The organism is Nitratireductor rhodophyticola (assembly GCF_019891355.1).
Lineage (GTDB): Bacteria > Pseudomonadota > Alphaproteobacteria > Rhizobiales > Rhizobiaceae > Nitratireductor > Nitratireductor rhodophyticola.
Map to the genome: position 1 here is coordinate 261,499 of NZ_JAHSSF010000003.1, position 25,153 is coordinate 286,651.

At 63.1% G+C, this 25,153-nt stretch carries 20 protein-coding genes and 1 other annotated feature; of the genes, 4 read left to right on the forward strand and 16 right to left on the reverse strand.

Annotated features, from left to right (window positions below):
• Nucleotides 1-191: 191 nt before the first annotated feature.
• Nucleotides 192-1,688, reverse strand: coding sequence for a CoA-acylating methylmalonate-semialdehyde dehydrogenase (locus tag KUG85_RS12265; RefSeq protein WP_065818072.1), 1,497 nt, complete (start codon nt 1,686-1,688; stop codon nt 192-194).
• A gap of 145 nt (nt 1,689-1,833) precedes the next feature.
• Here KUG85_RS12265 and KUG85_RS12270 point away from each other — a divergent pair, with 145 nt between their 5' ends.
• A complete protein-coding gene (locus KUG85_RS12270; RefSeq protein WP_065818071.1) occupies nt 1,834-2,715 on the forward strand; it encodes a LysR family transcriptional regulator in 882 nt (293 codons plus the stop codon).
• Nucleotides 2,716-2,826: 111 nt separating this feature from the next.
• The gene (locus KUG85_RS12275) at nt 2,827-3,129 is read left to right on the forward strand and encodes an alkylphosphonate utilization protein (protein ID WP_223005436.1); all 303 of its coding nucleotides are present in this window, start codon (nt 2,827-2,829) and stop codon (nt 3,127-3,129) included.
• A 152-nt stretch (nt 3,130-3,281) separates the two neighbouring features.
• Here the strand turns inward: KUG85_RS12275 and KUG85_RS12280 are convergent, their stop codons facing one another.
• The 10 genes from KUG85_RS12280 to KUG85_RS12325 form a co-directional block, all read right to left on the reverse strand.
• Nucleotides 3,282-4,448, reverse strand: a complete 1,167-nt coding sequence (locus tag KUG85_RS12280) for a diphosphate--fructose-6-phosphate 1-phosphotransferase (RefSeq protein ID WP_223005437.1) — start codon at nt 4,446-4,448, stop codon at nt 3,282-3,284.
• Nucleotides 4,449-4,535: 87 nt separating this feature from the next.
• Entirely contained in the window at nt 4,536-5,390 is an 855-nt protein-coding gene (locus KUG85_RS12285; RefSeq protein ID WP_223005438.1) for a universal stress protein, read from the reverse strand.
• Between the two features lie 10 nt (nt 5,391-5,400).
• Nucleotides 5,401-6,885, reverse strand: a complete 1,485-nt coding sequence (locus tag KUG85_RS12290) for a SulP family inorganic anion transporter (RefSeq protein ID WP_223005834.1) — start codon at nt 6,883-6,885, stop codon at nt 5,401-5,403.
• A gap of 71 nt (nt 6,886-6,956) precedes the next feature.
• Nucleotides 6,957-7,012: a sequence feature (sul1 is cis-regulatory element that is thought to sense ions involved in sulfur or methionine metabolism; They are found in Alphaproteobacteria), on the reverse strand.
• A 69-nt stretch (nt 7,013-7,081) separates the two neighbouring features.
• Nucleotides 7,082-8,884 (reverse strand): DEAD/DEAH box helicase, encoded by a 1,803-nt coding sequence (locus KUG85_RS12295; protein ID WP_223005439.1) that lies wholly within the window; start codon nt 8,882-8,884, stop codon nt 7,082-7,084.
• Between the two features lie 160 nt (nt 8,885-9,044).
• The gene (locus KUG85_RS12300) at nt 9,045-10,439 is read right to left on the reverse strand and encodes a DHA2 family efflux MFS transporter permease subunit (protein ID WP_223005440.1); all 1,395 of its coding nucleotides are present in this window, start codon (nt 10,437-10,439) and stop codon (nt 9,045-9,047) included.
• A 59-nt stretch (nt 10,440-10,498) separates the two neighbouring features.
• Nucleotides 10,499-10,897, reverse strand: coding sequence for an arsenate reductase (glutaredoxin) (gene arsC / locus KUG85_RS12305; protein WP_007010807.1), 399 nt, complete (start codon nt 10,895-10,897; stop codon nt 10,499-10,501).
• An 11-nt stretch (nt 10,898-10,908) separates the two neighbouring features.
• Complete coding sequence (gene arsB, locus KUG85_RS12310) at nt 10,909-11,988, reverse strand: ACR3 family arsenite efflux transporter (protein WP_223005441.1); 1,080 nt, start codon at nt 11,986-11,988, stop codon at nt 10,909-10,911.
• Nucleotides 11,985-12,509: an arsenate reductase ArsC gene (locus tag KUG85_RS12315; protein WP_223005442.1), complete on the reverse strand. Its 525-nt coding sequence runs from the start codon at nt 12,507-12,509 to the stop codon at nt 11,985-11,987. The genes arsB and KUG85_RS12315 overlap by 4 nt, the downstream gene beginning before the upstream one ends.
• Before the next feature lie 12 nt (nt 12,510-12,521).
• Nucleotides 12,522-12,854, reverse strand: coding sequence for an ArsR/SmtB family transcription factor (locus tag KUG85_RS12320; RefSeq protein ID WP_065818061.1), 333 nt, complete (start codon nt 12,852-12,854; stop codon nt 12,522-12,524).
• A gap of 1,742 nt (nt 12,855-14,596) precedes the next feature.
• A complete protein-coding gene (locus tag KUG85_RS12325) occupies nt 14,597-15,424 on the reverse strand; it encodes a ferredoxin--NADP reductase (RefSeq protein ID WP_223005443.1) in 828 nt (275 codons plus the stop codon).
• Between the two features lie 195 nt (nt 15,425-15,619).
• Between KUG85_RS12325 and KUG85_RS12330 the strand changes: the two genes are divergently transcribed.
• Both KUG85_RS12330 and KUG85_RS12335 read left to right on the forward strand, forming a co-directional pair.
• Complete coding sequence (locus tag KUG85_RS12330; protein ID WP_223005444.1) at nt 15,620-17,707, forward strand: hydantoinase/oxoprolinase family protein; 2,088 nt, start codon at nt 15,620-15,622, stop codon at nt 17,705-17,707.
• A gap of 169 nt (nt 17,708-17,876) precedes the next feature.
• On the forward strand, nt 17,877-19,634 hold the full coding sequence (locus tag KUG85_RS12335; protein WP_223005445.1) for a hydantoinase B/oxoprolinase family protein: 1,758 nt from the start codon (nt 17,877-17,879) through the stop codon (nt 19,632-19,634).
• A 157-nt stretch (nt 19,635-19,791) separates the two neighbouring features.
• Here KUG85_RS12335 and KUG85_RS12340 read toward each other — a convergent pair whose 3' ends face one another.
• The 5 genes from KUG85_RS12340 to KUG85_RS12360 form a co-directional block, all read right to left on the reverse strand.
• The gene (locus tag KUG85_RS12340; protein ID WP_223005446.1) at nt 19,792-20,766 is read right to left on the reverse strand and encodes an esterase-like activity of phytase family protein; all 975 of its coding nucleotides are present in this window, start codon (nt 20,764-20,766) and stop codon (nt 19,792-19,794) included.
• Nucleotides 20,767-21,067: 301 nt separating this feature from the next.
• Complete coding sequence (cobT, locus tag KUG85_RS12345; protein WP_223005447.1) at nt 21,068-22,951, reverse strand: cobaltochelatase subunit CobT; 1,884 nt, start codon at nt 22,949-22,951, stop codon at nt 21,068-21,070.
• A 24-nt stretch (nt 22,952-22,975) separates the two neighbouring features.
• Nucleotides 22,976-23,323: a GFA family protein gene (locus KUG85_RS12350; protein ID WP_223005448.1), complete on the reverse strand. Its 348-nt coding sequence runs from the start codon at nt 23,321-23,323 to the stop codon at nt 22,976-22,978.
• Between the two features lie 74 nt (nt 23,324-23,397).
• A complete protein-coding gene (gene cobS / locus KUG85_RS12355) occupies nt 23,398-24,384 on the reverse strand; it encodes a cobaltochelatase subunit CobS (RefSeq protein ID WP_223005449.1) in 987 nt (328 codons plus the stop codon).
• A 102-nt stretch (nt 24,385-24,486) separates the two neighbouring features.
• Nucleotides 24,487-25,104 carry a J domain-containing protein gene (locus KUG85_RS12360; RefSeq protein ID WP_065817059.1) on the reverse strand — a complete coding sequence of 206 codons (618 nt, stop codon included), beginning with the start codon at nt 25,102-25,104 and terminating at the stop codon, nt 24,487-24,489.
• Nucleotides 25,105-25,153 lie beyond the last annotated feature (49 nt).

The following is a 25,153-nucleotide window of genomic DNA, read 5'->3' on the forward strand; positions in this document are numbered from 1 at the left end:
CATTGCATTGACGGGGAAAATTTGAGCGTTTTGCGCAGATTCCCTCGGAATCTACGGTAAACTCGCATCAATATTGCAAGTTTTAGACAAAAAAGAACAAAACGGCTGCATCCAGACCGCCAGCGAAAAGGCCCGCATCGTGTGCCGATGCGGGCCTTGCGAAACGCTGGAGAAAAGAGGCGGAAATCCGCCTAATTCATTGTCGGAATGACGAATTCCGCACCGTCTTTCACGCCTGAAGGCCAGCGTGAGGTGACCGTCTTGGTCTTGGTATAAAAGCGGAACGCATCCGGCCCGTGCTGGTTCAGATCGCCGAAAGCGGACGCCTTCCATCCTCCGAAAGTATAATACGCAATCGGCACTGGAATGGGGACATTCACACCCACCATGCCGACATCCACGCGGGCTGCGAAATCACGTGCCGCGTCACCGTCACGGGTGAAGATGGCGACGCCATTGCCGAACTCATGGTCATTCGGCAGCGCCAGCGCCTCTTCATAGGTGTTGGCGCGCACCACGGAGAGCACCGGGCCGAATATCTCTTCCTTGTAGATGCGCATGTCTTTCGTGACGTTGTCGAACAGACAGCCACCCATATAGTAGCCGTTCTCATAGCCCTGCATTTTGAAATCGCGGCCATCGACAACAAGCTTCGCGCCTTCCTTGACGCCAAGGTCGACATACCCCTTCACGCGCTCCAGGGCCTGCTGGGTGACGAGTGGGCCGAAATCGGCCGAAGCATCGGTGGAGGGGCCGACCTTGAGGCTCTCGACACGCGGGATGAGCTTCTCAACCAGCCTGTCGGCCGTCTCCTTGCCGACCGGCACAGCCACCGAAACGGCCATGCACCGCTCGCCGGCGGAGCCGTAACCGGCACCGATCAGCGCATCGACCGTCTGATCCATGTCGGCATCCGGCATGATGATAAGATGGTTCTTCGCACCGCCGAAGCACTGAGCGCGCTTTCCATTGGCGGTGGCGCGGCTGTAAATGTATTGCGCGATCGGCGTGGAGCCCACGAAGCCGACGGCCTTGATGTCCGGATCGTCGAGAAGCGCATCGACCGCTTCCTTGTCGCCGTTGACGACGTTCAGAACCCCCTCGGGCAAACCCGCCTCGAGGAACAGTTCGGCAATGCGCATCGGCACACCCGGATCGCGCTCGGAAGGCTTCAGCACATAGGTGTTGCCGCAGGCAATGGCCGGCGCGATCTTCCAGAGTGGAATCATGGCCGGGAAGTTGAAGGGCGTGATGCCCGCCACCACGCCGAGCGGCTGGCGCATGGAATAGACATCAATGCCCGGGCCCGCGCCCTCGGTGTATTCGCCCTTCATCATGTGCGGCGCGCCGATGCACACCTCGACCACTTCGAGCCCGCGCTGAATATCGCCCCTGGCATCGGGAATGGTCTTGCCGTGTTCGCGGGCGAGAAGCTCGGCAAGCTCGTCATAGTCACGGTGCACGAGTTCAAGGAATTTCATGAGCACGCGCACGCGGCGCTGTGGATTGGTCTTCGCCCATCCGGGCTGTGCGGCCTTCGCATTCTCGACCGCAGCGCGCACTTCCGCTGCGCTGGCAAGAGCAACCTTGCAGCGCACCGTGCCATCCATGGGCTGCATGACGTCCTGGCTGCGACCGCTCGTTCCGGCGACATGCTTACCGCCGATGAAGTGACCGAAATCCTCCATAAGACTTCTCCCTGATTTTGAAGTTGGCGCCATTCTCTCTACTCGCTCCCGGATTTGCAACGTGACACGCACAGCAACCGTTGTGCAAAAAATAAAGTCGAAATAAAATGTCGCGTGCGAAAAATATCGAGCATGGGAGGGTCGATTGAATTGGGACGATGTGCGCGTTTTTCTGGCCGTCGCGCGGGCCGGGCAGATTCTAGGTGCGGCGAAGCGGCTCGGACTCAACCATGCGACGGTTTCTCGCCGCGTGGCGGCACTGGAGGAGTCCATCGGGGCAAAGCTCTTTCACCGACTGACCACCGGAACCGAACTCACGGCCGCAGGCGAGCAGTTGCTGGCAACCGCCGAGCGCATGGAAGCCGACATGATCGCCGCGCGGGCGGAAATCGCCGGCGAAAGCGAGGATGTGACCGGCACGGTGCGGATCGGCGCGCCGGACGGTTTCGGCGTGGCTTTCCTCGCTTCGCGACTCGGCGCCCTGACCGAGCGGCACCCGGGACTTTCCGTACAGCTTGTACCCGTTCCCCGTTCGCTCTCGCTATCGCGCCGCGAGGCCGACATTGCCGTGACGGTGGACCGCCCAACGGAAGGCCGGCTTGTGGCCGCCAAGCTGGTGGATTACACGCTCGGGCTCTATGCTTCCCGCGCCTATGCCAGGAAACACGATCTGCCGAAGCGTGCCGCCGACCTTGGCCGTCATCGGCTTGTTGGCTATGTGCCCGATCTCGTGTTCAGCCCGACGCTCGACTACGCCGCTGAAATCTCGGAAAACTGGACTGCCGACTTTGCCGTTTCCTCAGCCATGGGCCAGGTGGAAGCGGTGCGCTCCGGCGCCGGCATCGGCATATTGCACACCTTTATCGCGCGCGGGGATGAAGAGCTGATCGCACTCGACTGGGCCGAACCGATCCGTCGCAGCTACTGGACGGTCTATCACGAATCCATGCGCCCGACGCGCCGCATTCAGGTGACGTCAGCCTTCATCGGCGAGCTGGTGGACAGGGAGCGGCATCTCTTCTGCTGACGGCTGTCTGCCTGTTGCCTCCCAACTCCGCACGGAGGTGGCCAAGGTCGTATGCGTGGGCTATGGAACCGATTGCAGACATGCCGGAGCACGGCACAGGAAAGGCACGATATGACCGACAGCAATGACGAGTATGTGTATGACGACGTGACCGGCGAATGGATGCCGGCCTCGGAAATGGCCGCCCTTGAGGCGCAGCGCGGCGCTGTCGTCGACGCTGAAGGCAATGCGCTGACCGATGGAGATTCGGTTACGCTGATCAAGGACCTGAAAGTGAAGGGCGCCGGCCAGACCCTGAAGCGAGGAACCGTGATCAAGACCATTCGCCTGACGGACAACAGGGAAGAGATCGACTGCCGTCACGAAGGCATCAAGGGTCTCGTGCTGCGCACGGAATTCGTGCGCAAACGTTAATGCATGTCGCTTTCAAATGAATTCATTTGAAAGACAACGAACATGCATCATTTGAAAGTGTTACAGCGTCCTTTGCGCGTCTTATAAGACGCGCGGCGCTGTAGGCCTTCGAAGCCCCAACGCAAGCGCGACACGTTCCAAGAAAGCGAAGCTTACACAAACGGCCTTGCCGGATCGTAGCGGCGCGGCAGGAGGCGGTGCAGATAGGCTAGGCCCTCGTCTGACAGACGGTTTTCATCCGGCCTGAGATAGGTCTCGGGCATGTGGCGCGTCTTGCCGGCAACGGCATCGAGATCGACCAGACGGCACACCGTCTTTTCGCCATCGAACTGGAGCGCGACGGAGCCGTCGCCCTTTTCCACTGAACGGACAGCGAAGGCACCGGCTTCGAAAGCCTCGCGCGCGTCGGTCTCGCTGATCGTGGCGATGTTGCCGCGCGGCAGATAGCCGAACGTATCGACGCGGGCGCGCTGGCCGGCGAGATCTTCGGCCAGAATGCGCTCGATCGCCTGGCCGAGATCGCTGCCGGAGAGCTTGAGATTGCCGTGGGCATCGCGCTCCTGCATTTCGGCAGGCACCAGCGTTTCGATGAGCGAGCGCCCATCGGCATCGGAGACACCCTCCGACATGGCGACAACGCAGCGCCCGTGGCGGGCGACTGTCGCCTTCACATCCTCGATGAAGCGGGCGCGTTCGAAGGCGCGCTCAGGCACATAGACGAGATGCGGGCCGCTTTCTTCATCGAGCGCCCAGGCGGCAGCGGCTGCCGTGAGAAAGCCCGCATGACGGCCCATCACGATGCCCACATAGACACCCGGCAGAGCGCGGAAATCGAGATCGATGCTCAGAAAGGCGCCGGCCACCATTTCGCCCGCCGAGATGAAGCCCGGTGTGTGGTCGTTTTCCATCAGATCGTTGTCGATGGTTTTGGGTGCGTGCATGAAGGTCATGCCACCGCCAGAAGCATCGCGCAGGATGGCCTGCGTGCCGGACGTGTCGTTGCCGCCGATATTGATGAAGGCATCGGCACCGACGTCCTTCAGACCTTTCATGATCTCTTCGCAATAGTCAGCATCCGGCTTGTCGCGGGTGGAGCCGAGCGCGGCACTTGGCGTGCCGGCGATGCGCAGCAACTCGGTCTCGGAGAGATCGGACAGGGTGACGAAGCGGCCATCGCGAATGCCCCGCACGCCATGCAGCGCACCGAGCACCCGGCAGCCGGGATAGAGCTTCATGGCTTCCAGCGTCGCACCGGCAACGGTCTGGTTGATGACGGCGGTGGGACCGCCGCCCTGGGCGATGACGAAGGTTTCGGCCATGGTTCGCTCTTTCCTTGCAATCCGGGTCTGCCATTCATGGCATGGCGGGCGCGGCGCTGAAAAGAGCCGCCATGCCCGCCTGCAGGATTAGCGGAAGAGCATGACCGGAATCTTGCAGGAGCGCAGCATCGCCTCCGTCGTGGACCCGATGATCAGGCTGCGGATGCGCGAGTGACCGTAGGCGCCCATGACGAGCAGGCCGAAATTCTCGCTCTCGACGCGCTCGGAGATGACCGTCTCGGGCTGACCGGGCAGCACTTCGCTTGTCGCTTCGATGCCACCGCCGCGCAACACGGCTTCTGCATCGGCAAGCCGGTTGCGCGCCTCGCTGGTGTCGCTTCCCACCGTGAGAAGCTTGACGGAGAGGCCTGCAAAAAGCGGCGAGCGCGCCATGGCATCCACCGCCTTCATGCTGCTTGCGCCACCATCATAGGCGACGAGCACCTTGTCGATCGGCTTGAAGGCGCGGTTGGCGACGAAGACCGGGCGGTGGCTCGACCGCACCACGCGCTCCAGATTGGAGCCGAGATGCAGTTTTGCAAAATCCGCCGCCTCGCCGCGCTTGCCGATCACCAGAAGGTCGGAATCTTCCTCCACTTCGGCCACCGTCTCGACCACATCGCCATGGCGAATGCGGCCAGAGACCTTTTCGATGCCGGCGGCACGCACGGCAGCCTCGCCATCTTCGAGGATGGCACGGCCGCGCTTCATGGCAAGGCGCGCGCGTTGCTCGTCAAGCTCGGACAGCTCCTTCAGAAGCGATGACCGCGCGCCAAGCGCAATGTTGCCGGAGAGATCGGACGGTGCGCTGCCCGTCTCACGGCGGCCAAGCACATGGAGAAGCTCCACGGAGGCTTCAAGCCTGCCGGCGATCCATGCCGCGTGTTCGCATACGCTCTGCGCATAGATGGAACCGTCGATGAATGCGGTGATCTTGGACATTTCGCCCCCCTTAGTGGCCCATCAGCTTTTCAAGTGCGCCCGGCTTGTCGTGAATGCCAAGCTTGTCGACGATGGTTTCGCTGGCCTCGTTCATGCCGATGATTTCCACCTCGGCACCGTCGCGGCGGAATTTGAGCACGATCATGTCCAGCGCGCCAACACTGGAAATGTCCCAGATATGCGCGCGCGAAACATCGATGGTGACCTTGTCCAACCCTTCCTTGAAGTCGAAGGCGGCGTTGAAGTCTTCAACCGAGGCGAAGAAAAGCTGACCTTCGACGCGGTAGGTGCGCTCGCGCCCGTCTTCCGACAGGGTGGAGGTGACGCGGAAGATCTGAGCGATCTTGCCGGCGAAGAAGATGCCGGAGAGAAGCACGCCGACCAGCACGCCGATGGCGAGATTGTGGGTTGCCACCACACAGACGACCGTGGCGAGCATGACCACGGAGGAGGAGAGCGGATGCTCGCGCAGGTTCTTGATCGACGACCATGAGAAGGTGCCGATCGAGACCATGATCATGATGGCGACAAGTGCGGGCATCGGGATCTGGCGCACCCAGTCGCCCAGAAGCACGATCATGAACAGGAGAAAGACACCGGCGACAAAGCAGGAAAGACGCCCGCGACCGCCGGATTTCACATTGATCATCGACTGGCCGATCATGGCGCAGCCGGCCATGCCGCCGATAAAGCCGGTTGCCGTGTTGGCAAGGCCCTGGCCGATGCATTCCTGGTTCTTGTTGCTCTGCGTGTCGGTGAGCTCATCCACCAGCGAGGCGGTCATGAGCGATTCCAGAAGGCCAACCGCTGCCACCGCCGCCGAATAGGGCAGGATGATCTGGAGCGTTTCCACATTGAGCGGAATGTCCGGAATGAGGAAGACCGGGAAGGTGGAGGGAAGCTCGCCCATGTCGCCCACCGTGCGCACATCGAGGCCGAAGGCGATGGACACCGTGGTGAGCACGATGATGCAGATGAGCGGCGACGGAATCGCCTTGGTCAGACGCGGAAACAGATAGATGATGGCAAGGCCTGCGGCGACCATCACATAGGTGAGGTTGGGCACGCCGATCAGCTCGGGCAGCTGCGCCATGAAGATCAGGATCGCCAGAGCGTTGACGAAGCCGGTCATCACCGAGCGCGAGACGAACCGCATCAGATGGCCGAGCTTCAGGAGGCCTGCCCCGATCTGCAACAGGCCGGCCAGCACCGTGGCGGCGAGCAGATATTGCAGCCCATGCTCCTTGACCAGCGTGACCATGAGCACGGCCGTGGCGGCTGTCGCCGCCGAGATCATGCCCGGCCGGCCACCGGCAATGGCGGTGATGACGGCGATGGAGAACGAGGCATAGAGCCCGACCTTGGGGTCGACACCGGCAATGATGGAAAAGGCGATGGCTTCGGGGATGAGCGCAAGCGCGACCACAAGCCCGGAAAGGAGATCGGCGCGAATATTGCCGAACCATTCGTCACGGTAATGGGAAAGCGAGAACATGGAACCTTCAGGAGACATGACTTCCAACCGCCGACAGGCTTCTGCGGCCGGGAAAGACAGAAACGATCGAGGTTGCGCCGGCGGATCAGCGGCCGGCAGAGCCACCCGGAGTTTCACCGGGTCCTAAGCGGATGCGCGGTGTTTAACCCGGATGATGCTGCGGCGCAACATTGTTCGTCTCCTGACGACGCTCATGTCAGTCCGGCTTTTTGCGCGCCTTCTTCTTGCCGCCAGCGGGCTTGGCGAATTTCGGCTTGCCGGGTTTGCCATCCTTCTTCGCCCAGGGCTTGGCATCGTCACGCCACTCGCCACCCTTGCGATGCGGCTTGCCGGCCGGCCTGCGCTTTCCGGCGAAGGGTTTCGGACCGCTGCCGCGCGCTGCGAATTCAGGCGCTCCGTCCAATTGCACGACCCGGATGCTGCGCTCCAGAACGGCCTGCGGGCCGATGGCCGCGAGGAAACGGTCGACACAGGCGGCATCGAGCTGAACGAAGGTCTCGTCCTGCTGCATCTTGATCGCGCCGATCTCGCGCTTGGTGATATCGCCCGCACGGCACAGAAGCGGGATAAGCCAGCGCGGCTCGGCATTCTGCTTGCGGCCAACCGACAGGGAGAACCAGACGCTCTCATCGAACTCTTCACGGCGCGGCGCGCGTTCCTCGCGCATGCCGCCACCATCCTGGATGGTCACTTCCGTGACATCCTCCGGCGCGGAGAGCTTTGCGCGGTGAAGCCTGACGAAGGCCGCCGCGATCTGTTCGGCGCCATGCTTCTCAAGAAGCGCTTTGACGAAGTCTGCCTCGTTTTCCTGAATGGGATCTTCGAGATGCGGGTCGGCCATCAGGCGTTCGTCATCACGCTGAAGAACCTCGTCGGCGGAAGGCGGGCTGGTCCACTCAAGCCGCACCTTGGCATCGCGCAGAAGGCGCTCGGCCCGGCGGCGGCCATTGGGCGCGACGATGAGCGCGCTGACACCCTTGCGCCCTGCCCGCCCGGTGCGGCCCGAGCGGTGCAGAAGCGTTTCGGCATTGGTTGGCAGATCCGCATGAACCACGAGCTCAAGATTGGGCAGGTCGATGCCACGGGCTGCAACATCCGTCGCGACACAGACGCGGGCGCGCCCGTCGCGCATGGCCTGCAGCGCATGGGTGCGCTCGCTCTGGCTGAGCTCGCCCGAGAGGGCTACGACCGAGAAACCGCGATTGTTGAACCGCGCGGTCAGATGATTGACGGTGGCGCGCGTGTTGCAGAACACCAGCGCATTGCGCGCCTCATGATAGCGCAGCACGTTGATGATGGCGTTTTCGCGCTCCTGTGGGATGGCGAGGAAGCCACGATACTCAATATCGCCGTGCTGCTTCTGCTCGGCGGCGGTGGTGATGCGTACCGCATCGCGCTGATAGTTCTTCGCCAGATTGGCGATGGTGCGCGAGACAGTCGCCGAAAACATGAGCGTGCGGCGCTCGGCGGGTGCTGCATCCAGAATGAACTCTAGATCCTCGCGGAAGCCGAGATCGAGCATCTCGTCCGCCTCGTCCAGCACGACGGCGCGCAAATCCGACATGTCGAGCGCGTTGCGGCGGATGTGGTCGCACAGGCGGCCGGGCGTGCCGACGACGATATGGGCACCGCGCTCCAGCGCGCGACGCTCGGTGCGGATGTCCATGCCGCCGACACAAGAGGCGATCACGGCGCCGGTTTCTGCGTAAAGCCATTCCAGCTCGCGCTTGACCTGAAGCGCCAGTTCGCGCGTGGGCGCAACGGCGAGGCCGAGCGGAGCTGCGGCACGATCAAAGCTTTCCGCGCCATCAAGCAGGCTTGGCGCCAGCGCGATGCCGAAGGCGACGGTCTTGCCGGAGCCGGTCTGGGCGGAAACAAGCGCATCGGCGCCTGCAGGTTCCAGTTCCAGAACAGCCTTCTGAACCTGGGTCAATTCGGTATAGCCGCGCTTGTCCAACGCCCGGCCAAGCGCTGGCACAATGCCTTCGAACTCGGTCATTCATCTTCTTTCGGAAATGAGCGCGCTTTGTGAGATCGTCTGTGGCAGATGGTCTGGAGGGCGCGCAGCGCGGCGATTTCACCAACGCTTTTGCGCCCTACTACGCGTGTCGGAGGCAAATGTACAGCGGGGAGTGTCAAATTCCCTTTGCTTCGAACGCTCAGCCGGCAGCGGCCTCACGCTCGTCTCGTGCCGTCAGGCGCATCATGACCAGGGCGAGAAGCATGGTGAGCGCCGAGATGATCGAGAGCATCACGAACGCATTGAAATAGCCTTCGGCACCATCCGCATGGGCGAGAAGAACGACGATCAGGACAGCACCGATTGCGCCGCCGACACGCTGAACGATGTTCACCAGCGTTGCCGCATCGCCCATTTCCTCTTTATGCGCGGCGGCGTAGGCAGCCGTCATGGCCGGCATCTGGCCAAGCGCCATGCCGATGCCCCTGACAACGAGAAGCGGTGCCAGCCAAAGCGCCGGAAGCGGCGTGGGCAGAAGGAAGGGCAAGGTGCTCAAGAGGAGCGCAAGTGCGCCGGCAAGCGTTACCCGTCCCGCGCCGAAACGGTCTGTCAGCGCGCCGCCGACCGGCAGAGCCAGAGCGCTGCCGAGCCCCATGGCCAAAAGCAGAAATCCCGTCTCCACCGTGTCGCGGGCTGCGATCACCTGAAGGTAAAGCGGCAGGAGCAGGAGCCCGCCATACATGTTGGCACCGGTCAGGCCGGTTGTGAGCGTGGCCGTGGCAAAGACCGGCCTCCGCAGAAGCGCGAGGTCGATAAGGGGTGGCCGCGCACGTGTGGCGTTTGCAACGAAACCTGCGACGAGGACGAGGCCGGCGACGACACAGACAAGATTGGTGCGTGTGAGGCCTTCGGCACCGAATTCGGTGGCGCCATAGAGGAAGAGCGGCAGCCCGGCACCAAGCAGCAGCAGGCCCGCAATATCGAGACGCCGCGTCTCGTCCCGGTCGCCGGCTGGCACAAGCCCCTTTGCGAGAAGAAGCGCTGCAACGCCGACCGGAACGTTGATCCAGAACAGCCAGCGCCATGACGTATGATCGAGCAGGAGCCCGCCAATCGCCGGGCCGATGGCCGGCCCCAGGGCAACGACAAGTCCAAGCGCGCCCATGATGCGGCCAAGCTGCCTGGGGCCTGCAGTCGCACCGATGATCGCCTGTCCCGCCGGCACCATGAGACCACCGGCCAGCCCCTGAAGAAAACGGGCGGCGATCAGTGACCACGGCCCGGGCGCGATGGCGCAGAGCACCGATGCGCCCGTGAACCCCGCAAGGCTGAACGCCCAAAGGCGGCCATAGCCGAAACGGTTTCCGAGCCAGGCGGCGAGCGGAAGGGAGATTGCCAGCGCGACCAGATACCCGGTGGCGATCCACTGGATCAAAGGCAGCGTGGTGGCGAGATCTTCCCGTATCGTTTCGAGCGCGAGATTGACGACCGTGGAATCGAGCATCGCCATGAAGGCGCCGGCGCCGGTGACGGCGGCGATCTTCCATATCCGCGCGGGGATGGCCGGCGGCGGTGTCTTGCGATCCGTGCTCACGGGCCGGAACTCTCAACCGGCCCGGAGCTGAAGTCAACGCGCGATCACGTCGCAGCCTGCTACCGCACCACCTCGCCGTCTTCCTTGGTGAAAGCCTTCACCGCGTCTTTCGGCAGGAGCTCCAGCACGGTCTCGGACGGGCGGCAGAGCTTTGTGCCAAGCGGGGTTTCCACGATGGGCCGGTTCATGAGGATCGGGTGCTCGACCATGAAGTCGATCAGCTCGTCATCGCTCCATTTATCTTCGCCAAGGCCCAGCTCGTCATAGGGCGTGCCCTTCTGGCGCAGGATCGCGCGGGGCGACACGCCCATGGCGGCAATCAGCGAAACCAGTTTTTCGCGGCCGGGCGGGGTCTTGAGATATTCGATCACCTGCGGCTCTTCACCGGCTTCGCGGAGCATGGCCAGCACATTGCGCGAGGTGCCGCATTTGGGATTGTGATAGATGGTGACGGTCATGTTTGTCTCGCTCAGCTCTTGGGAAACCAGTCTCGGGTGCGGTTGGCGAAGGCCACCAGCGACAGCATCACCGGCACCTCGACCAGAACGCCCACCACCGTGGCAAGGGCGGCACCGGAATTCAAGCCGAACAGGCTGATGGCGACGGCCACGGCAAGCTCGAAGAAATTCGACGTGCCGATGAGGGCGCAGGGCGCGGCGACATTGAACGGCACTTTCCAGATGCGGGCGGCGAAATAGGTCAGGAAGAAGATGCCATAGGACTGGATCAGGAGCGGCACGGCAATCAGCACGATCAGGATCGGCCGTTCGACAATCACATGCCCCTGGAAGCCGAAGAGCAGAACGACCGTGACCAGCAGCCCGATGACGGAAACGGGTTTGAGCGAAGCGGTGAAATCCGCAACCGCCTTCTGCGCCTCCGCGCCCGAGGCGCGGCCGGTCAGCCATTTGCGGGTCAGGAACCCGGCGACGAGCGGGATCACCACATAGAGGCCGGTGGCCAGAAGCAGCGTCTCCCACGGCACGGCGATGTCGGTCACGCCGAGCAGCAGGGCGACGATGGGCGCGAAGGCGAAGATCATCACCACATCGTTGAGCGAGACCTGCACGAGCGTGTAGGTCGCGTCTCCCCGGGTGAGCTGGCTCCACACGAAAACCATGGCCGTGCAGGGCGCTGCACCCAGAAGGATGAGGCCGGCAATGTATTGCTGCGCATCGGCGGGCTCGATCCATGGCGCGAAGACATATTCGAAGAAGAGGACGCCGAGTGCTGCCATGGTGAAGGGCTTGATGAGCCAATTGACGGCAAGCGTCAGGACGAGGCCTTTGGGCCGGTCGCCGATATGGCTGAGGCTTGCGAAGTCGACATTGACCATCATCGGGAAAACCATCGCCCAGATGAGAACGGCGACGACCAGATTGACCGAGGCGTATTCGAGCGAGGCGAGGAAGCCGAACAGGCCAGGCATGAGATTGCCAAGAGCGATGCCGGCGATGATGCACAGCGCCACCCACACGGAGAGGTATTTTTCGAAGAAGCCGATGCCGCCCGCAGGAGCCTCATCGCGGTTCAATATGTGGTCGGTCATGCAAGGGGTTCCTGTTCGGAAAGGGCCGGCGTGCGGCCAATGTCATCGAGACGGCGCTGCAGGGAAAGCCGGTCGAGCGAGGCGAGCGGCAGCGCCGTGAAGATGGAGATGCGGTTGTTGAGCATGCGATAGGTGTCGGCGAAAGCGAGGTGCTTCTCGGCCTCTGTTCCTGTCACCGCTGCCGGGTCGGGCAGGCCCCAATGGGCCGTCATCGGCTGGCCGGGCCAGACCGGACAGGCTTCCTGCGCAGCGCTGTCACAAAGCGTGAAAACGAAATCGAGCTTCGGTGCATCCGGCTTTGCAAACTCCGCCCAGTCTTTCGAGCGGGCAAAGGCGATGTCGTGGTTCATGCGCTCGAGCAGATCCAACGCGAATGGATGCACCGAACCCTTGGGCTGCGAGCCCGCTGAATAAGCGTTGAAACGCCCGGCGCCGACCCGGTTCAAAACAGCTTCGGCCAGAATGGAGCGGGCGGAGTTTCCGGTGCAAAGGAAAAGCACATTGAACGATCTATCACTCATGGCATTCGCCTCCTAGCAGTGACACGTCGCAGCCTCGATGGCGGGACGGCAGAGATCCGGGTTTCCGTTGCAGCAATCTTCCATGAGGAAGGCGAGGAGATCGCGGAAGCCGGTCATGTCGGCGGAGTAGCGAATGATGCGCCCTTCCCGCTCGGCGCGGATCATGCCCGACTGTGCCAAAACCTTGAGATGCGCGGAGGCGGTGTTTTGCACGACACCCAGCCGCACCGCGACCTCGCCTGCCGGCAGACCCTCCGGCCCTGCCTTGACGAGCAGGCGGAACACATCGAGCCGGGTCTCCTGACCGAGCGCGGCGAGTGCGTCTATGGCTTCGGTTTTCTGCATTATCGAAATATCCGGATTTATCGATGGGTTAAAATGTTTTTTGCATGGTTGCGGAATGGCGTCAAGACGCATTGGGAGGTAGCTGGATGAAAACCGGGCCGTGTTCCTGCACATTCTGCCAATGGGTCCCGGGTCAGGCCCGGGATGACGACCTCCTTCTCCCCGTCTGCGGGGAGAAGGTCCCGGCAGGGGGATGAGGGGCGGGCGGTGCCTTGCGGTCTTCTTCACCTCTGACGGTATCCCGGCCACTGATGGCGCTCGCCCCTCATCCTCACCTTCTCCCCGCTCGCGGGGAGAAGGGGGCGCTTGACGTTGGTGCGCATTCTGCAGAGGGGGTGGGGCGACGACCGGCCGTGTTCCTGCGTGTTTTTCCAATCGACCGCGGCTTCCAGGATGACGGCCCCCTTCTCCCCGCCGGCGGGGAGAAGGTCCCGGCAGGGGGATGAGGGGCGGGCGATGCCTTGCCGTCTTTTCCACCTCTGTCGGCATCCCGGCCACTGACGGCGCTCGCCCCTCATCCTCACCTTCTCCCCGCCTGCGGGGAGAAGGGGGCGTTTGACGTTGGTGCGCATTCTGCAGAGGGGGTGGGGCGACGACCGGCCGTGTTCCTGCGTGTTTTTCCAATCGACCGCGGCTTCCAGGATGACGGCCTCCTTCTCCCCGTCGGCGGGGAGAAGGTCCCGGCAGGGGGATGAGGGGCGGGCGGTGCCTTGCGGTCTTCTTCACCTCTGACGGTATCCCGGCCACTGATGGCGCTCGCCCCTCATCCTCACCTTCTCCCCGCTCGCGGGGAGAAGGGGGCGTTTGACGTTGGTGCGCATTCTGCAGAGGGGGTGGGGCTGGTTTCGACCCTTGGCGCAGCTACCCCCCTCTGTCCTGCCGGACATCTCCCCCTCAAGGGGGGAGATCAGGCGGTGGATGGGTTTTTGCCAATCACCACCGGATTGAGGAGTGTGCAGCCTGCCCGCCAGCCATTCTCCCCCCTTGAGGGGGAGATGTCCGGCAGGACAGAGGGGTGTGTGGCGCGGGCATTTCAAGACAGGCTCCTTCGTTGCCGCGCGGGGTTTTCCGCCGGGGTTTGTATCGTTCGGGAAACGGGGCGCGTTTTTCGTGCCTCTCTGTTGTGAAGTAAGTGGCGCGAAAAGCGCGCCCCGCCGGCCGCTGTCCCGACTGCCGACCGGTCACTCGGGCGAACGTCGCCCTAGCGGCTTTTCCGCAACCGGCAAGATGCCGGCCGCCGGCCTTTCGCGGGCCCTCACAGGCCTCGGGTCACCGAACCCGAGGGGGAGGCTGCCGTCGCCCCTCCTGATCCCCGGCTCCGGACCCGGTTCCCGACAGGGGCGATGGGGGGAAGTGTAGTGGAGGTTTTGGGGGTGGGGGAGAAAAGAGCGAATAGGGAGTAGCGAATAGCGAGTAGGGAACGCGCTTCGCCAACGTCGTCATCCTATGGCTTGACCATGGGAGCCATGCCTTTGCGGTGGTGACGGGGTAGAAGTGAGAAAAAGTGTGTTTCGCCTTGAAGGGCGGCGGTTTATCCCCGGTGTTGCGGCATGGATCCTCGGGTCGGGCCCGAGGATAACGAAGGTGCGGGCCGGGGTGGGAACCCCTATCCGTTCGGCAGGTTCAGGAGGCGAAGGGGCAAAGATGTGGTGCGATCATGCGAAGAGCTTCATCCCGACCGGGCGAAGCGCCAACCGGGACGCATGGCAATGGAGCCGAGACGCCCTGCCCTGAACACGACCTCAGCCGACGAAAGCGCGCTCGACGACGAAATCGGCCGGCTCGGCGTTGGAGCCTTCCTTGAGGCCCGCCTTCTCGACCAGCGCCTTCACATCCTTGAGCATGGCCATGGAGCCACAGATCATGACGCGGTCATTCTCGCGGTCGAAGGGCTCGGTGCCGAGCGCCTTGAACAGGTCGCCATTCTCGATCAGCGTCGTGATGCGGCCCATGACGGGCGAGGTTTCGCGCGTGGTGGAGGTGAAATGGGTCAGGCGGCCCTCGACCAGTTCGCCGATCAGCGGATCGTCCCTGAGAGCGGTCACCAGTTCCTTGCCGTAGTCGAGCTCGGCCACGTCGCGGCAGGTGTGGGTGAGAATGATGTTGTCGAACTTCTCATAGGTCTCCGGATCGCGGATCAGGCTCGCGAAAGGCGCGATACCCGTGCCGGTGGAGATCATGTAGAGGTTTTTCGCCGGCGTCAGCGCATCGTTGACCAGCGTGCCGGTGGACTTCTGGCGCATGAGCACCGTGTCGCCGGGCTGGATTTTCTGCAGATGCTGGGTCAACGGACCATCCGGCACCTTGATGGAGAAGAACTCCACCTCCTCGTCCCAGGCGGGGCTGGCGATGGAATAGGCGCGAAACACCGGCTTTTCCGCATTGGGCAGGCCGATCATCACGAACTCGCCGGAGCGGAAACGGAAGCTCTGCGGCCGCGTGATGCGGAAGGCGAACAGATTGTCCGTATAATGCTTCACCGACGTCACACGCTCGGCAAAACAGCCGGCGGGAATCGGGAATTCGGTGGTCTTTTCGGCCTCGGTTTCGCGGAGCGCAGCGCTGTCCATCGGTACTTTCCTCGTTCGATCGGAAGTCTCTATGCCTGTTTCGGGTGCGGACGCAAACTCAAATCACGGCATTAATGGCGGCTCTTGCCTACCGAGATTATTAGTATACAAATGAATTTGACGTCAAGTTTCGAGCGTTCGACACCTATTTCATATCGTCGGGTCAAAAAAGGTTTCGCATTCTGGATTTTCCCAATGAATGAGAAAAAAGGCATTAATTCGGGTTCTGTGGTCGCCGGCATCGATGTGGGCGGCACCTTCACTGACCTGATCCTGATCGACACACGCGAAGGGTCGGATATGGGGCCTCGGGTGCGGGTCGCCAAGACCCCGACCACCATCGAAAACCAGGCTTTTGGCGTGGTCAACGCGATACGCGAGACCGAGGTTCCGGCCTCCGAGATCGGCCTGATCGTGCATGGCACGACCACCACGACCAATGCGGTGCTTGAGCGGCAGCTTGCCAGAACAGGCATGATCACCACCGCCGGCTTCCGCGACATTATCGAGCTTGGGCGGCGCACACGGCCACAGGCCTATGGCATGACAGGAACCTTCATTCCGGTGGTACCGCGCAATCTGCGGCTCGAGGTGGATGAGCGCATGGACGCCGCCGGAAACGTGCTCACACCGCTCGATGAGGATGGCGTGCGCGCGGCGGTGAAGGCGCTGCTCGATCAGGGCTGCGTTTCACTGGTGATCCACTTCCTGCATGCCTATGCGAACCCGGCGCACGAAAAGCGCGCCGCCGAAATCGCCGCCGAGATCTGGCCCAACAATTACATCACCACTGGACATGCACTTCTGTCGGAAGCACGCGAGTTCGAGCGCGGCGTGACGGCCGCGGTCAACGCCTCGGTGCAGCCGATCCTGGAGCGCTACATTGCCCGGCTTTCGAACGAGTTGCAGGGCCTCGGCTATGCGCGCGACTTTCTGGTGATGAACGGAAATGGCGGCATGATCTCCGCCGCCCATGTGGCCCGTGAGGCCGCCAAGACGGTGATGTCCGGCCCGGCCTCGGGCGTGATGGCGGCAGCCTTCACCGCGCGGCGGGCGGGCGTCGACAATCTCATCACCTACGATATGGGCGGCACGTCCACCGATGTGGCGCTGGTGCGCGGGGCGCGGCCTGCCGTCTCCAACGAGATCGAGGTGGAGTATGCCATGCCGATCCACGTGCCGATGGTGGACGTGCATACAGTCGGTGCCGGCGGCGGCTCGATCGCGCGCGTCAACGATGCGGGGCTTCTGGAAGTGGGGCCGCAGAGCGCGGGTGCAAAGCCCGGCCCGATCTGCTATGGCCGAGGCGGCATGGAGCCGACCATCTCCGATGCCAATCTCCTGCTTGGCCGGCTAAACTCGAAAAAACTTCTCTCCGTCGACAACCCGGTTTCCGTTTCCGATGTGGAGGCGATCTTTGCAAAAAGGCTTGGAAGCCGTCTCGGGCTTTCCGGCGTGGAAGCGGCGGGAGCGATGCTGCAGATCGCCAACATCAAGATGGCGGGCGCGATCCGCATGGTTTCGCTCGGCAAGGGGCACGACCCGCGCGACTTTGCGCTGTTCGCGTTCGGCGGCGCAGGACCGCTGCACGCGGCAGCCCTTGCCCGTGAACTGGGCATTCCGCGTGTGATGGTGCCGGCGCGCCCCGGCATCACCAATGCGCTTGGCTGCGTGGTGGCCGATCTGCGGCACGATTTTGTGCGCACGGTGAACCGGCCTGTCGCGAGCCTCGACGTGGCGCTGGTCAAAAGCGTGCTCGAAGAGCAGCGCGCCGAGGGCGAGGCGCTGATCGCGGAAGAGACAGTGCAGCCGGAGCGCATTGAGTGCGTGCACACGGCGGACATGCAGTTTGTCGGCCAGACACATCTCATCAATGTGCCGCTGCCCGGCCCCGAGGTTGATCGCGATACGCTGCAGACGCTTTTTGAGGACGCCTATTACAAACGCTTCAAGGTGCGCCTGCCGGAGATCCGCGCCAATCTCGTCAATCTCAACACCTCGGTGATCGGCGTGCGCGCGGATATCGACCTTGCCAGCCTGATCGACCCGGCCGGGCGTGTGGCGACGCTTGCCGAGGCGCTGAACGAGCGGCGGCGGGTCTGGTTTTCCGGGGACTGGCACGACACGCCGGTCTATGCCCGCGAAAAACTGCCGCTCGATGCGGTGATCGAGGGGCCGGCGATCCTCGAACAGCTCGACACGACAACGGTGATCGAACCCGGCGACCGGGCGGCATCCGATGCCGATGGGAACATCATCATCACGGTGGGAGCGGGCCGATGAACGCAGAGCCAGCCCCTCATCCGCCTGCGTGCTGCGCACCCTTCTCCCCGTTCACGGGGAGAAGGACGATGGCCGCAACGCCGATGCAAGCCTCCTTCTCCCTGCCTGCGGGGAGAAGGTCCCGGCAGGGGGATGAGGGGCATGGCGTCAACGCAAAAGGGAGGCACGGATGACCGACACGAACACCCCCGCCCTCGACGCCATCACGCTTTCCGTCATTCAGGCCGCGCTCCAGCAGGTGTGCGACGAGATGGACCTGACCTTCTCGCGCGCCGCCTTCTCTCCCGTCATCGCCGAGGCAAACGACCGTTCGGACGGCATCTACGCCGCCGAAGACGGCGCGCTGATCGCGCAGGGCTCGGCCGGTCTGCCGGTCTTTGTCGGCGTGATGCAGTATTCCACGCGCACGCTCATCGAGCGCATCGCGGGCGGCGAGACGGCTGCGCCCGAGCCCGGCGACATCTACATCGTCAACGACCCGTATCTCGGCGGCACGCATCTCATGGATGTGCGCTTCGCCATGCCCGTGTGGCGCGATGGGAAAATCTTCTGCTGGCTCTCCAACACCGGGCACTGGCCGGACATTGGCGGCGCGGTTCCGGGCGGCTTTTCCGCTTCCGCCACGGCGGTGGAACAGGAAGGGCTGCGCCTGCCGCCGGTGAAGCTTTTCAAGAAGGGCGAACTGGATCCTGAAATCTACGCGATCATCTGCTCCAACATCCGCGTTGCCGACCAGCGCATCGGTGACATCCGCGCGCAGGGCGCGGCGCTGGAAGTGGGTGCCGAGCGGCTAGCGCAGGTGCTCGACCGCTATGGTGACGAGACGGTGCGGCAGGCCATTGCCGAACTGCGCACCCGCGCGGCGACACAGATGCGCGCGCTGATCGCGCCGATCCCCGACGGGGTTTATCGCGGCGAAGCTTTCGTGGATTCCGACGGCGTGGTGGACGAACCGCTGACCATCGCGCTTGCCATCGAAAAGAAGGGCGACACGCTGACCTTCGATTTCGAAGGATCGAGCCCGCCCTGCATGGGGCCGATGAACAGCGTGCTCGCCACAACGCTTTCCTCCGTCTATCTGGCGATGCGCCACATCTTCCCCGAAGTGCCGCTCAGCGCCGGCGCGTTCGAGCCGCTGATCATCAATCGGCCGGAGGGCACGTTTCTTGATGCGCGCTATCCGCGTCCTGTCTCGGGCTGTGCGGCGGAGGTCTCGCAGCGCATTGCGGAGGCCGTGTTCGCGGCCATGGTGAAGGCGCTGCCGGAAAAGGTGACCGCGGCACCGGCGGGTTCCAGCGGCAATTTCGCGCTTGGCGGGCATGACCCGGCGCGTGGCCGCGATTTCGTGATGTACCAGATTTCCGGCGGCGGCTATGGCGGCAATGCCGACCATGACGGGCTGACCAATGGCTGCTCCACCATCGGCATCTCGAAATCGCCTCCCGTGGAGGTGATGGAGCAGGCCTTTCCCGTGCTCTATCGGCGCTATGCGCTGCGCGAGGGCTCGGGCGGTGCCGGCGAGCATCGCGGCGGGTTCGGCCTTTCCTATGAGGTGGAGCTTCTGCGTGGCGATGCCCGCGCCTCCTTCGTGATGGATCACGGTCGCACCGGCCCGCAGGGCGTGCTCGGCGGCAGGGACGGTAGGGTGAACGAGGTGACGGTGTGGCGCGATGGAAAAGCCCATGTGCCGCCGCATCTTTCCAAGGAACAGGATATTCCGCTGAAAGCCGGTGACCGGGTTTGTGTCGGCACGCCCGGCGGCGGCGGCTATGGCGATCCACTGAAGCGCGCGCCGGAAAAGGTTTTGCGCGATGTGGCGCTGGGATATTTCACGGCGGACGAGGCCGAGGCGCTGTTTGGCGTGGTGCTCAGCGCGAATGGTCAGGCGGTGGACGAAGTGGCAACGCTGGCTAAGCGCGGCGGTTGAGAGGGCTGAGCCAGGCGCCCTCGCCCTTCGACAAGCTCAGGATGAGGGCTGTTGATAGGCTCGCTTGTTTCAGCAGTTGCTTGGTGCGGCGACGCTCAAGTAACCCTCATCCTGAGCTTGTCGAAGGGCGAGGGTGCTTGGTCCCATAGGGCGCCACTCACTCCCCAAGCAGCCGAAACTCCAGATAGAGATTGCGCTGCAGCAGCGAGTGGTTGTCGTCGGACATGAGCGAGACCATGGTCGCGCCATCGGCGCGCTGCCAGACATCGAGCGCTTCCATATTGTCGATCTGATGATCCATGCCGGCGGTGAAGAGCACCGGGCCGTCGGCCACCCTGCCCGGCGCAATGGTTGCGCTATCGATCCGGCGAATGCGCATGGCCACACCGCTGGCGAAGGTGAAGCGGCGCTCCAGCAGAAGCAGATCGCCATCGGGCAGAAACGCGCCATCGGTAATGTCGAAGCCTTCTGAACGTGCGACGGTGAAGACGCCCTTCATCGGCCCTTCGAGAATGGCGGCAAAGCAATTGCCATCCTCATCGATGCTGCGCTCGGCAACAACGACACGCGCCCCGTCCAGCCGCCCGCCCGATGGCGCATAGGCGATGGTTTCGAAGCCGCGATTGCTGCGCAACTCCTCTCGCGGAACGAGATAGTCCAGATCGCGGATGGCAGCCCCCATGGCATCGCGCTCGATCTCGAACTCGGCAATGCGCTGAACGCGCTCGAAGCTCACCGTCGCCAGTTCGCCCTTGACGGCGATGCCTTCGGCATCGGTGGTCCATTTCTCGCGGGTGGAGTTGCCATCGCCATCGACCATGGGCTGCATGGAGAACTCGGCAAAGCCGGACGGACGCCCCTCGGCATCCCGGGTCACAGTCCCGAAAAACCAGAAACCGGTGTCGGAAACGCCGATGAACTCAGTGCCAGGCGAGATGAAACGGAAGGACGAAAACGCCCCGAAATGATCGACCGGCGAGGTCATGGAAAGACCGCCGACAAACTCCAGCGGTCCGAAACGCGTGTCGTGAGAACCGACGGCAAAATGGCGGATGGGCACCGCATTGACCGCCATGGAAATGGCCGGTTCCTGAGCTGTGGCCGGTGCAGAGAGGGCAAAGAGCAGTGCCATAAGGAAGAGGCGCAGGCTGTGCGGCAGCCCCTCGCCCCGCCCCCGTGGTTCGACAGGCTCACCATGAGGGCTGTGTGGGCGCTCACCATAAGGGCTGCGTAGGTGCGCGCCATGAGGGCTGTGTAGGCGCGCGCCCTGCACTGTCAAACCGAAAGATCGCTCGAGCCAGACAGGAAGCAGGCGCCTAGAAGGAGACGGATTGGATGGCCGTGCGCCAGTCCGGGCGCACAAAGGACGATCGACGCGCGTGATAGAGCATCGGAATGACCGAAAACCGGTTTCCGCGTTTCGGTCAGACGCTCTAGCCCGCACGCCGCATCGCGCCGCCGCGGCGCGCGCCCTCTTCCTCGAAGAGCGAGGCAAGCTGCTCGGTCATGGCGCCGGCCAGTTCCTCGGCATCGACAATGGTGACGGCGCGGCGGTAGTAGCGCGTGACGTCGTGGCCGATGCCGATGGCGAGAAGCTCGACCGGCGAGCGGGTCTCGATCAGATCGATGACCCCGCGCAGATGCCGCTCCAGATAATTGCCGGGATTGACCGACAGGGTGGAATCGTCGACCGGCGCACCATCGGAAATCATCATCATGATCTTGCGCTGCTCGGGCCGCGCCATCAGGCGCTGGTGCGCCCACAACAGCGCCTCGCCGTCGATGTTTTCCTTCAGGAGCCCTTCGCGCATCATCAGGCCGAGATTGCGCCGCGCGCGGCGCCAGGGCGCATCGGCGCTCTTGTAGATAATGTGGCGCAGATCGTTCAAACGGCCGGGATTGGCAGGCTTGCCTTCCTTGAGCCATTTCTCGCGCGCCTGCCCGCCCTTCCACGCACGCGTGGTGAAGCCGAGGATCTCGACGCGCACGCCGCAACGCTCCAGCGTGCGGGCCAGAATGTCGGCGCAGGTGGCGGCCACCGTGATCGGCCGGCCGCGCATGGAGCCCGAATTGTCGAGCACCAGCGTTACCACCGTGTCGCGGAAATTGGTGTCGCGCTCCTGCTTGAAGGAGAGCGGCTGCATGGGATCGATGACCAGGCGCACGAGCCGCGCCGTATCGAGCACGCCCTCTTCCAGATCGAAATCCCAGGAGCGGTTCTGCTGGGCCATCAGGCGGCGCTGCAAACGGTTGGCGAGACGCCCGACCACGCCCTGCAGATTGGCAAGCTGCTTGTCGAGGAAGGCGCGCAGGCGGTCGAGCTCCTCTTCGTCGCAAAGCTCTTCGGCACCGATGGTCTCGTCGAACTCGGTGGTGAAAACCTTGTAGTCGATATCGCGGGCGGCCTGGTCGAACGGGCTGTCGGGACGGCGCGCCTCTCCCGGCGTTTCCGAATCGAGTTCGTCATCCTCGGAAACATCGTCGGCGGTGGTATCGCCGGCTTCGCTCTCGCCGGTCTCGGTGTCCTCGCTCTCGCCGCTGGACTCCTCACCCTCGCTCTCTTCGCCGCCGGAATCATCCTCTTCGTTCTGCTCGGCCTGTTCCTGGGCCTCGGGTGAGTCGCTGTCTTCTTCGCTTTCCTCGGTCTGCTCTTCCTCGGCAAGGTCCTCGCCAAGGTCGATGGAGGAGAGAAGATCGCGCACGGCACGGGCAAATCCGTTCTGATCGTCGATCTGGCTGGCAAGCGCGTCGATGTCGGCCGCCGCCTTGTCCTCGACCCAGTCGCGCCAGAGCGACACGAGCTTTTCGCCGCTCTTCGGCGCAGGGCGACCGGTCAGCTTTTCGCGCACCATCAGCGCGATGGCCTCCTCAAGCGGCGCATCGGCCCTTTCGGTCACGTCGGCGAGGTTGGCGCGCTCATATTTGTCCTGCAGCATGGCGGCAATGTTGTCGCCCATGCCCTGCATGGCGCGCGAACCGATGGCCTCGACGCGCGCCTGCTCGACGGCGTCATAAATAGCGCGCGCCTCATTGCCTTCCGGCGCAAGGCGACGATGCAGGTCGATGTCGTGGCAGGCACGGCGCAGCGCCATGGAATCGCCAATGCCGCGCGTGACGGTGAGCGCCTCGGCGCTCACCCGCTTGGGCAGATCCGGAAGCCGGGCGCGGCTGCCCGTGAGCGATGGCTTGTCCTTGGAGAAGGACACCTCCAGCTCGTGATCGCCGGCAACGGCGCGCATGCAGGCAGTGGTGGCCCGCTTGAACGGGTCGAGCGGTGCATCGGCGGGTTGTCCGGGCTTTCGGTTGGTCTGGCTCACGGGTCGTCTTTTCTCGCGATCGGCTCAGCGGGCGCGGCCGTCATATTCCTGCGGCTTGAGACCGTTGAGGTCGACACCGTCGAGGCAGCGTACATTCACCGCCGCCATTTTCGTGCCGTCCGGCATCGCGCCCCGCGCGAAGGATTCCATACCGCAGCTTGAGCAGAAGAGATGCTCGATCGTGTTGGTGTTGAAGCGATACTCCGTCAGGCTGTCATCGCCCTTTTCCAGAGTGAAATTGTCGAGCGGCGTAAAGGCGAGAATGCTGCCGCGCTTGCTGCAATAGGAGCAATTGCAGGTGATCGGATTCTTGAGATCGACATCGGCGCTATAGCGCACGGCGCCGCAATGACATCCACCCTGGTAACGCATCCGTTCCTCCTGGAACTGTGTGTTTTTCCGCATTTCTGCGGACGTCAGGTGTTTCCACCTGACTGCAAAATGCTTTAGCTCAGCGCAACGTTGGCAGCGCTCTCCGGCAGTTCCTCGCCAAAAGCGCGCTGGTAGAACTCGGCGACAAGCGCCCGCTCCAGTTCGTCGCACTTGTTCAGGAAGGTCAGGCGGAAGGCGAAGCCGACATCGCCGAAGATCTCGGCGTTTTCAGCCCACATGATCACCGTACGCGGGCTCATGACGGTCGACAGGTCGCCATTCATGAATGCCGAGCGCGTCAAATCGGCAACGCGAACCATGCGCGAGATCGTCTCGCGGCCCTTCTCGTTCTGGAAGTGCTTGTTCTTGGCCTGAACGATGGCGACTTCATCGTCATGCGGCAGATAGTTGAGCGTGGTGACGATGGACCAGCGGTCCATCTGCGCCTGGTTGATCTGCTGCGTGCCGTGATAGAGGCCGGTCGTGTCGCCGAGGCCGACCGTGTTGGCAGTGGCGAACAGGCGGAAGGCAGGATGCGGACGAATGACGCGGCTCTGGTCGAGCAGGGTCAGGCGGCCCGACGATTCCAGCACGCGCTGGATGACGAACATGACATCCGGGCGACCGGCGTCATACTCGTCGAAGACGAGCGCGACATTGTGCTGGTAGGCCCAGGGCAGGATGCCGTCCTTGAACTCGGTGATCTGCTTGCCTTCCTTGACCACGATGGCGTCCTTGCCGACGAGGTCGATACGGCTGACATGGCTGTCGAGGTTGATGCGGACGCAGGGCCAGTTGAGACGGGCTGCAACCTGCTCGATATGAGTGGACTTGCCGGTGCCGTGATAGCCGGAAACCATCACGCGGCGATTGTGGGCGAAACCGGCCAGAATGGCGAGCGTCGTCTGCTTGTCGAACAGATAGTCGGGATCGACATCCGGCACGTGGGAATCGGCCACGGAATAGGCCGGCACAACCATGTCGGACTCAAAGCCGAACGTGTCTTTCACCGAAACGGTCGTGTCGGGCAAATTGGCGATATCGCGGTCAATCTTGTTCATCATGCCTCCAGCGGCCAGGCCCGTGCCTGCATCGCTTGAACTGTTCGTTTTTCCGGAGCGTCTCATCAGACTTTGTTCAACGCGTCTTATCAGACGCCCGCTTTAACAGAAACCCGCCTGTTTCAACAGACGGTATGCTTCAAGCACGCTTCTGAGCCGGTCTTCAGAACCCCGGTCGCCACCATTCGCATCGGGATGGTGCTGCTTCACCAGATCCTTATACCGCGACTTGATCTGTTCGCCAGTCGCTTGTGCCCCCAGGCCCAGTGTTTCCAGCGCCTTGGCCTCAAGCGGCTTCAGCCGCTTTTCGCGCGGCTTGCGCGCGGCCTGCTGCTCGCCGAACATGTTGAACGGGTCGCCCATGCGGTTGTGATAGGCAGCGCGGCCGGAGCGATAGGTCGAGAAATCGGCCGCTGCACGCGTCTCGCTGCTGCCGCCCATCTTCCAGGTGGGGCGATGCCCGGTCAGCGCTTCCTTCTGGTAGCGCGCGACTTCCGTGTCGCTGAGACCCGAGAAGTAGTTGTAACCCTTGTTGTATTGCCGTGCGTGATCGACGCAGAAGCGGAAATACTGCCCCTCCGCGTGACGCCCTACGGGCGCACGATGCATGCCAGGCTCATCGCAGCCATCCCACTGGCAGCGTGGCGCGCGAGATTTCGCCTCCGCCTGCGGGTCGGGTCGAATGCGAATTTTCTCGAAATATTTCGAGTAGGGTTTCATATCGGACTGCGTGTCACCAAATCAGTGTGGAAGTATGGCCGCTCAGCGC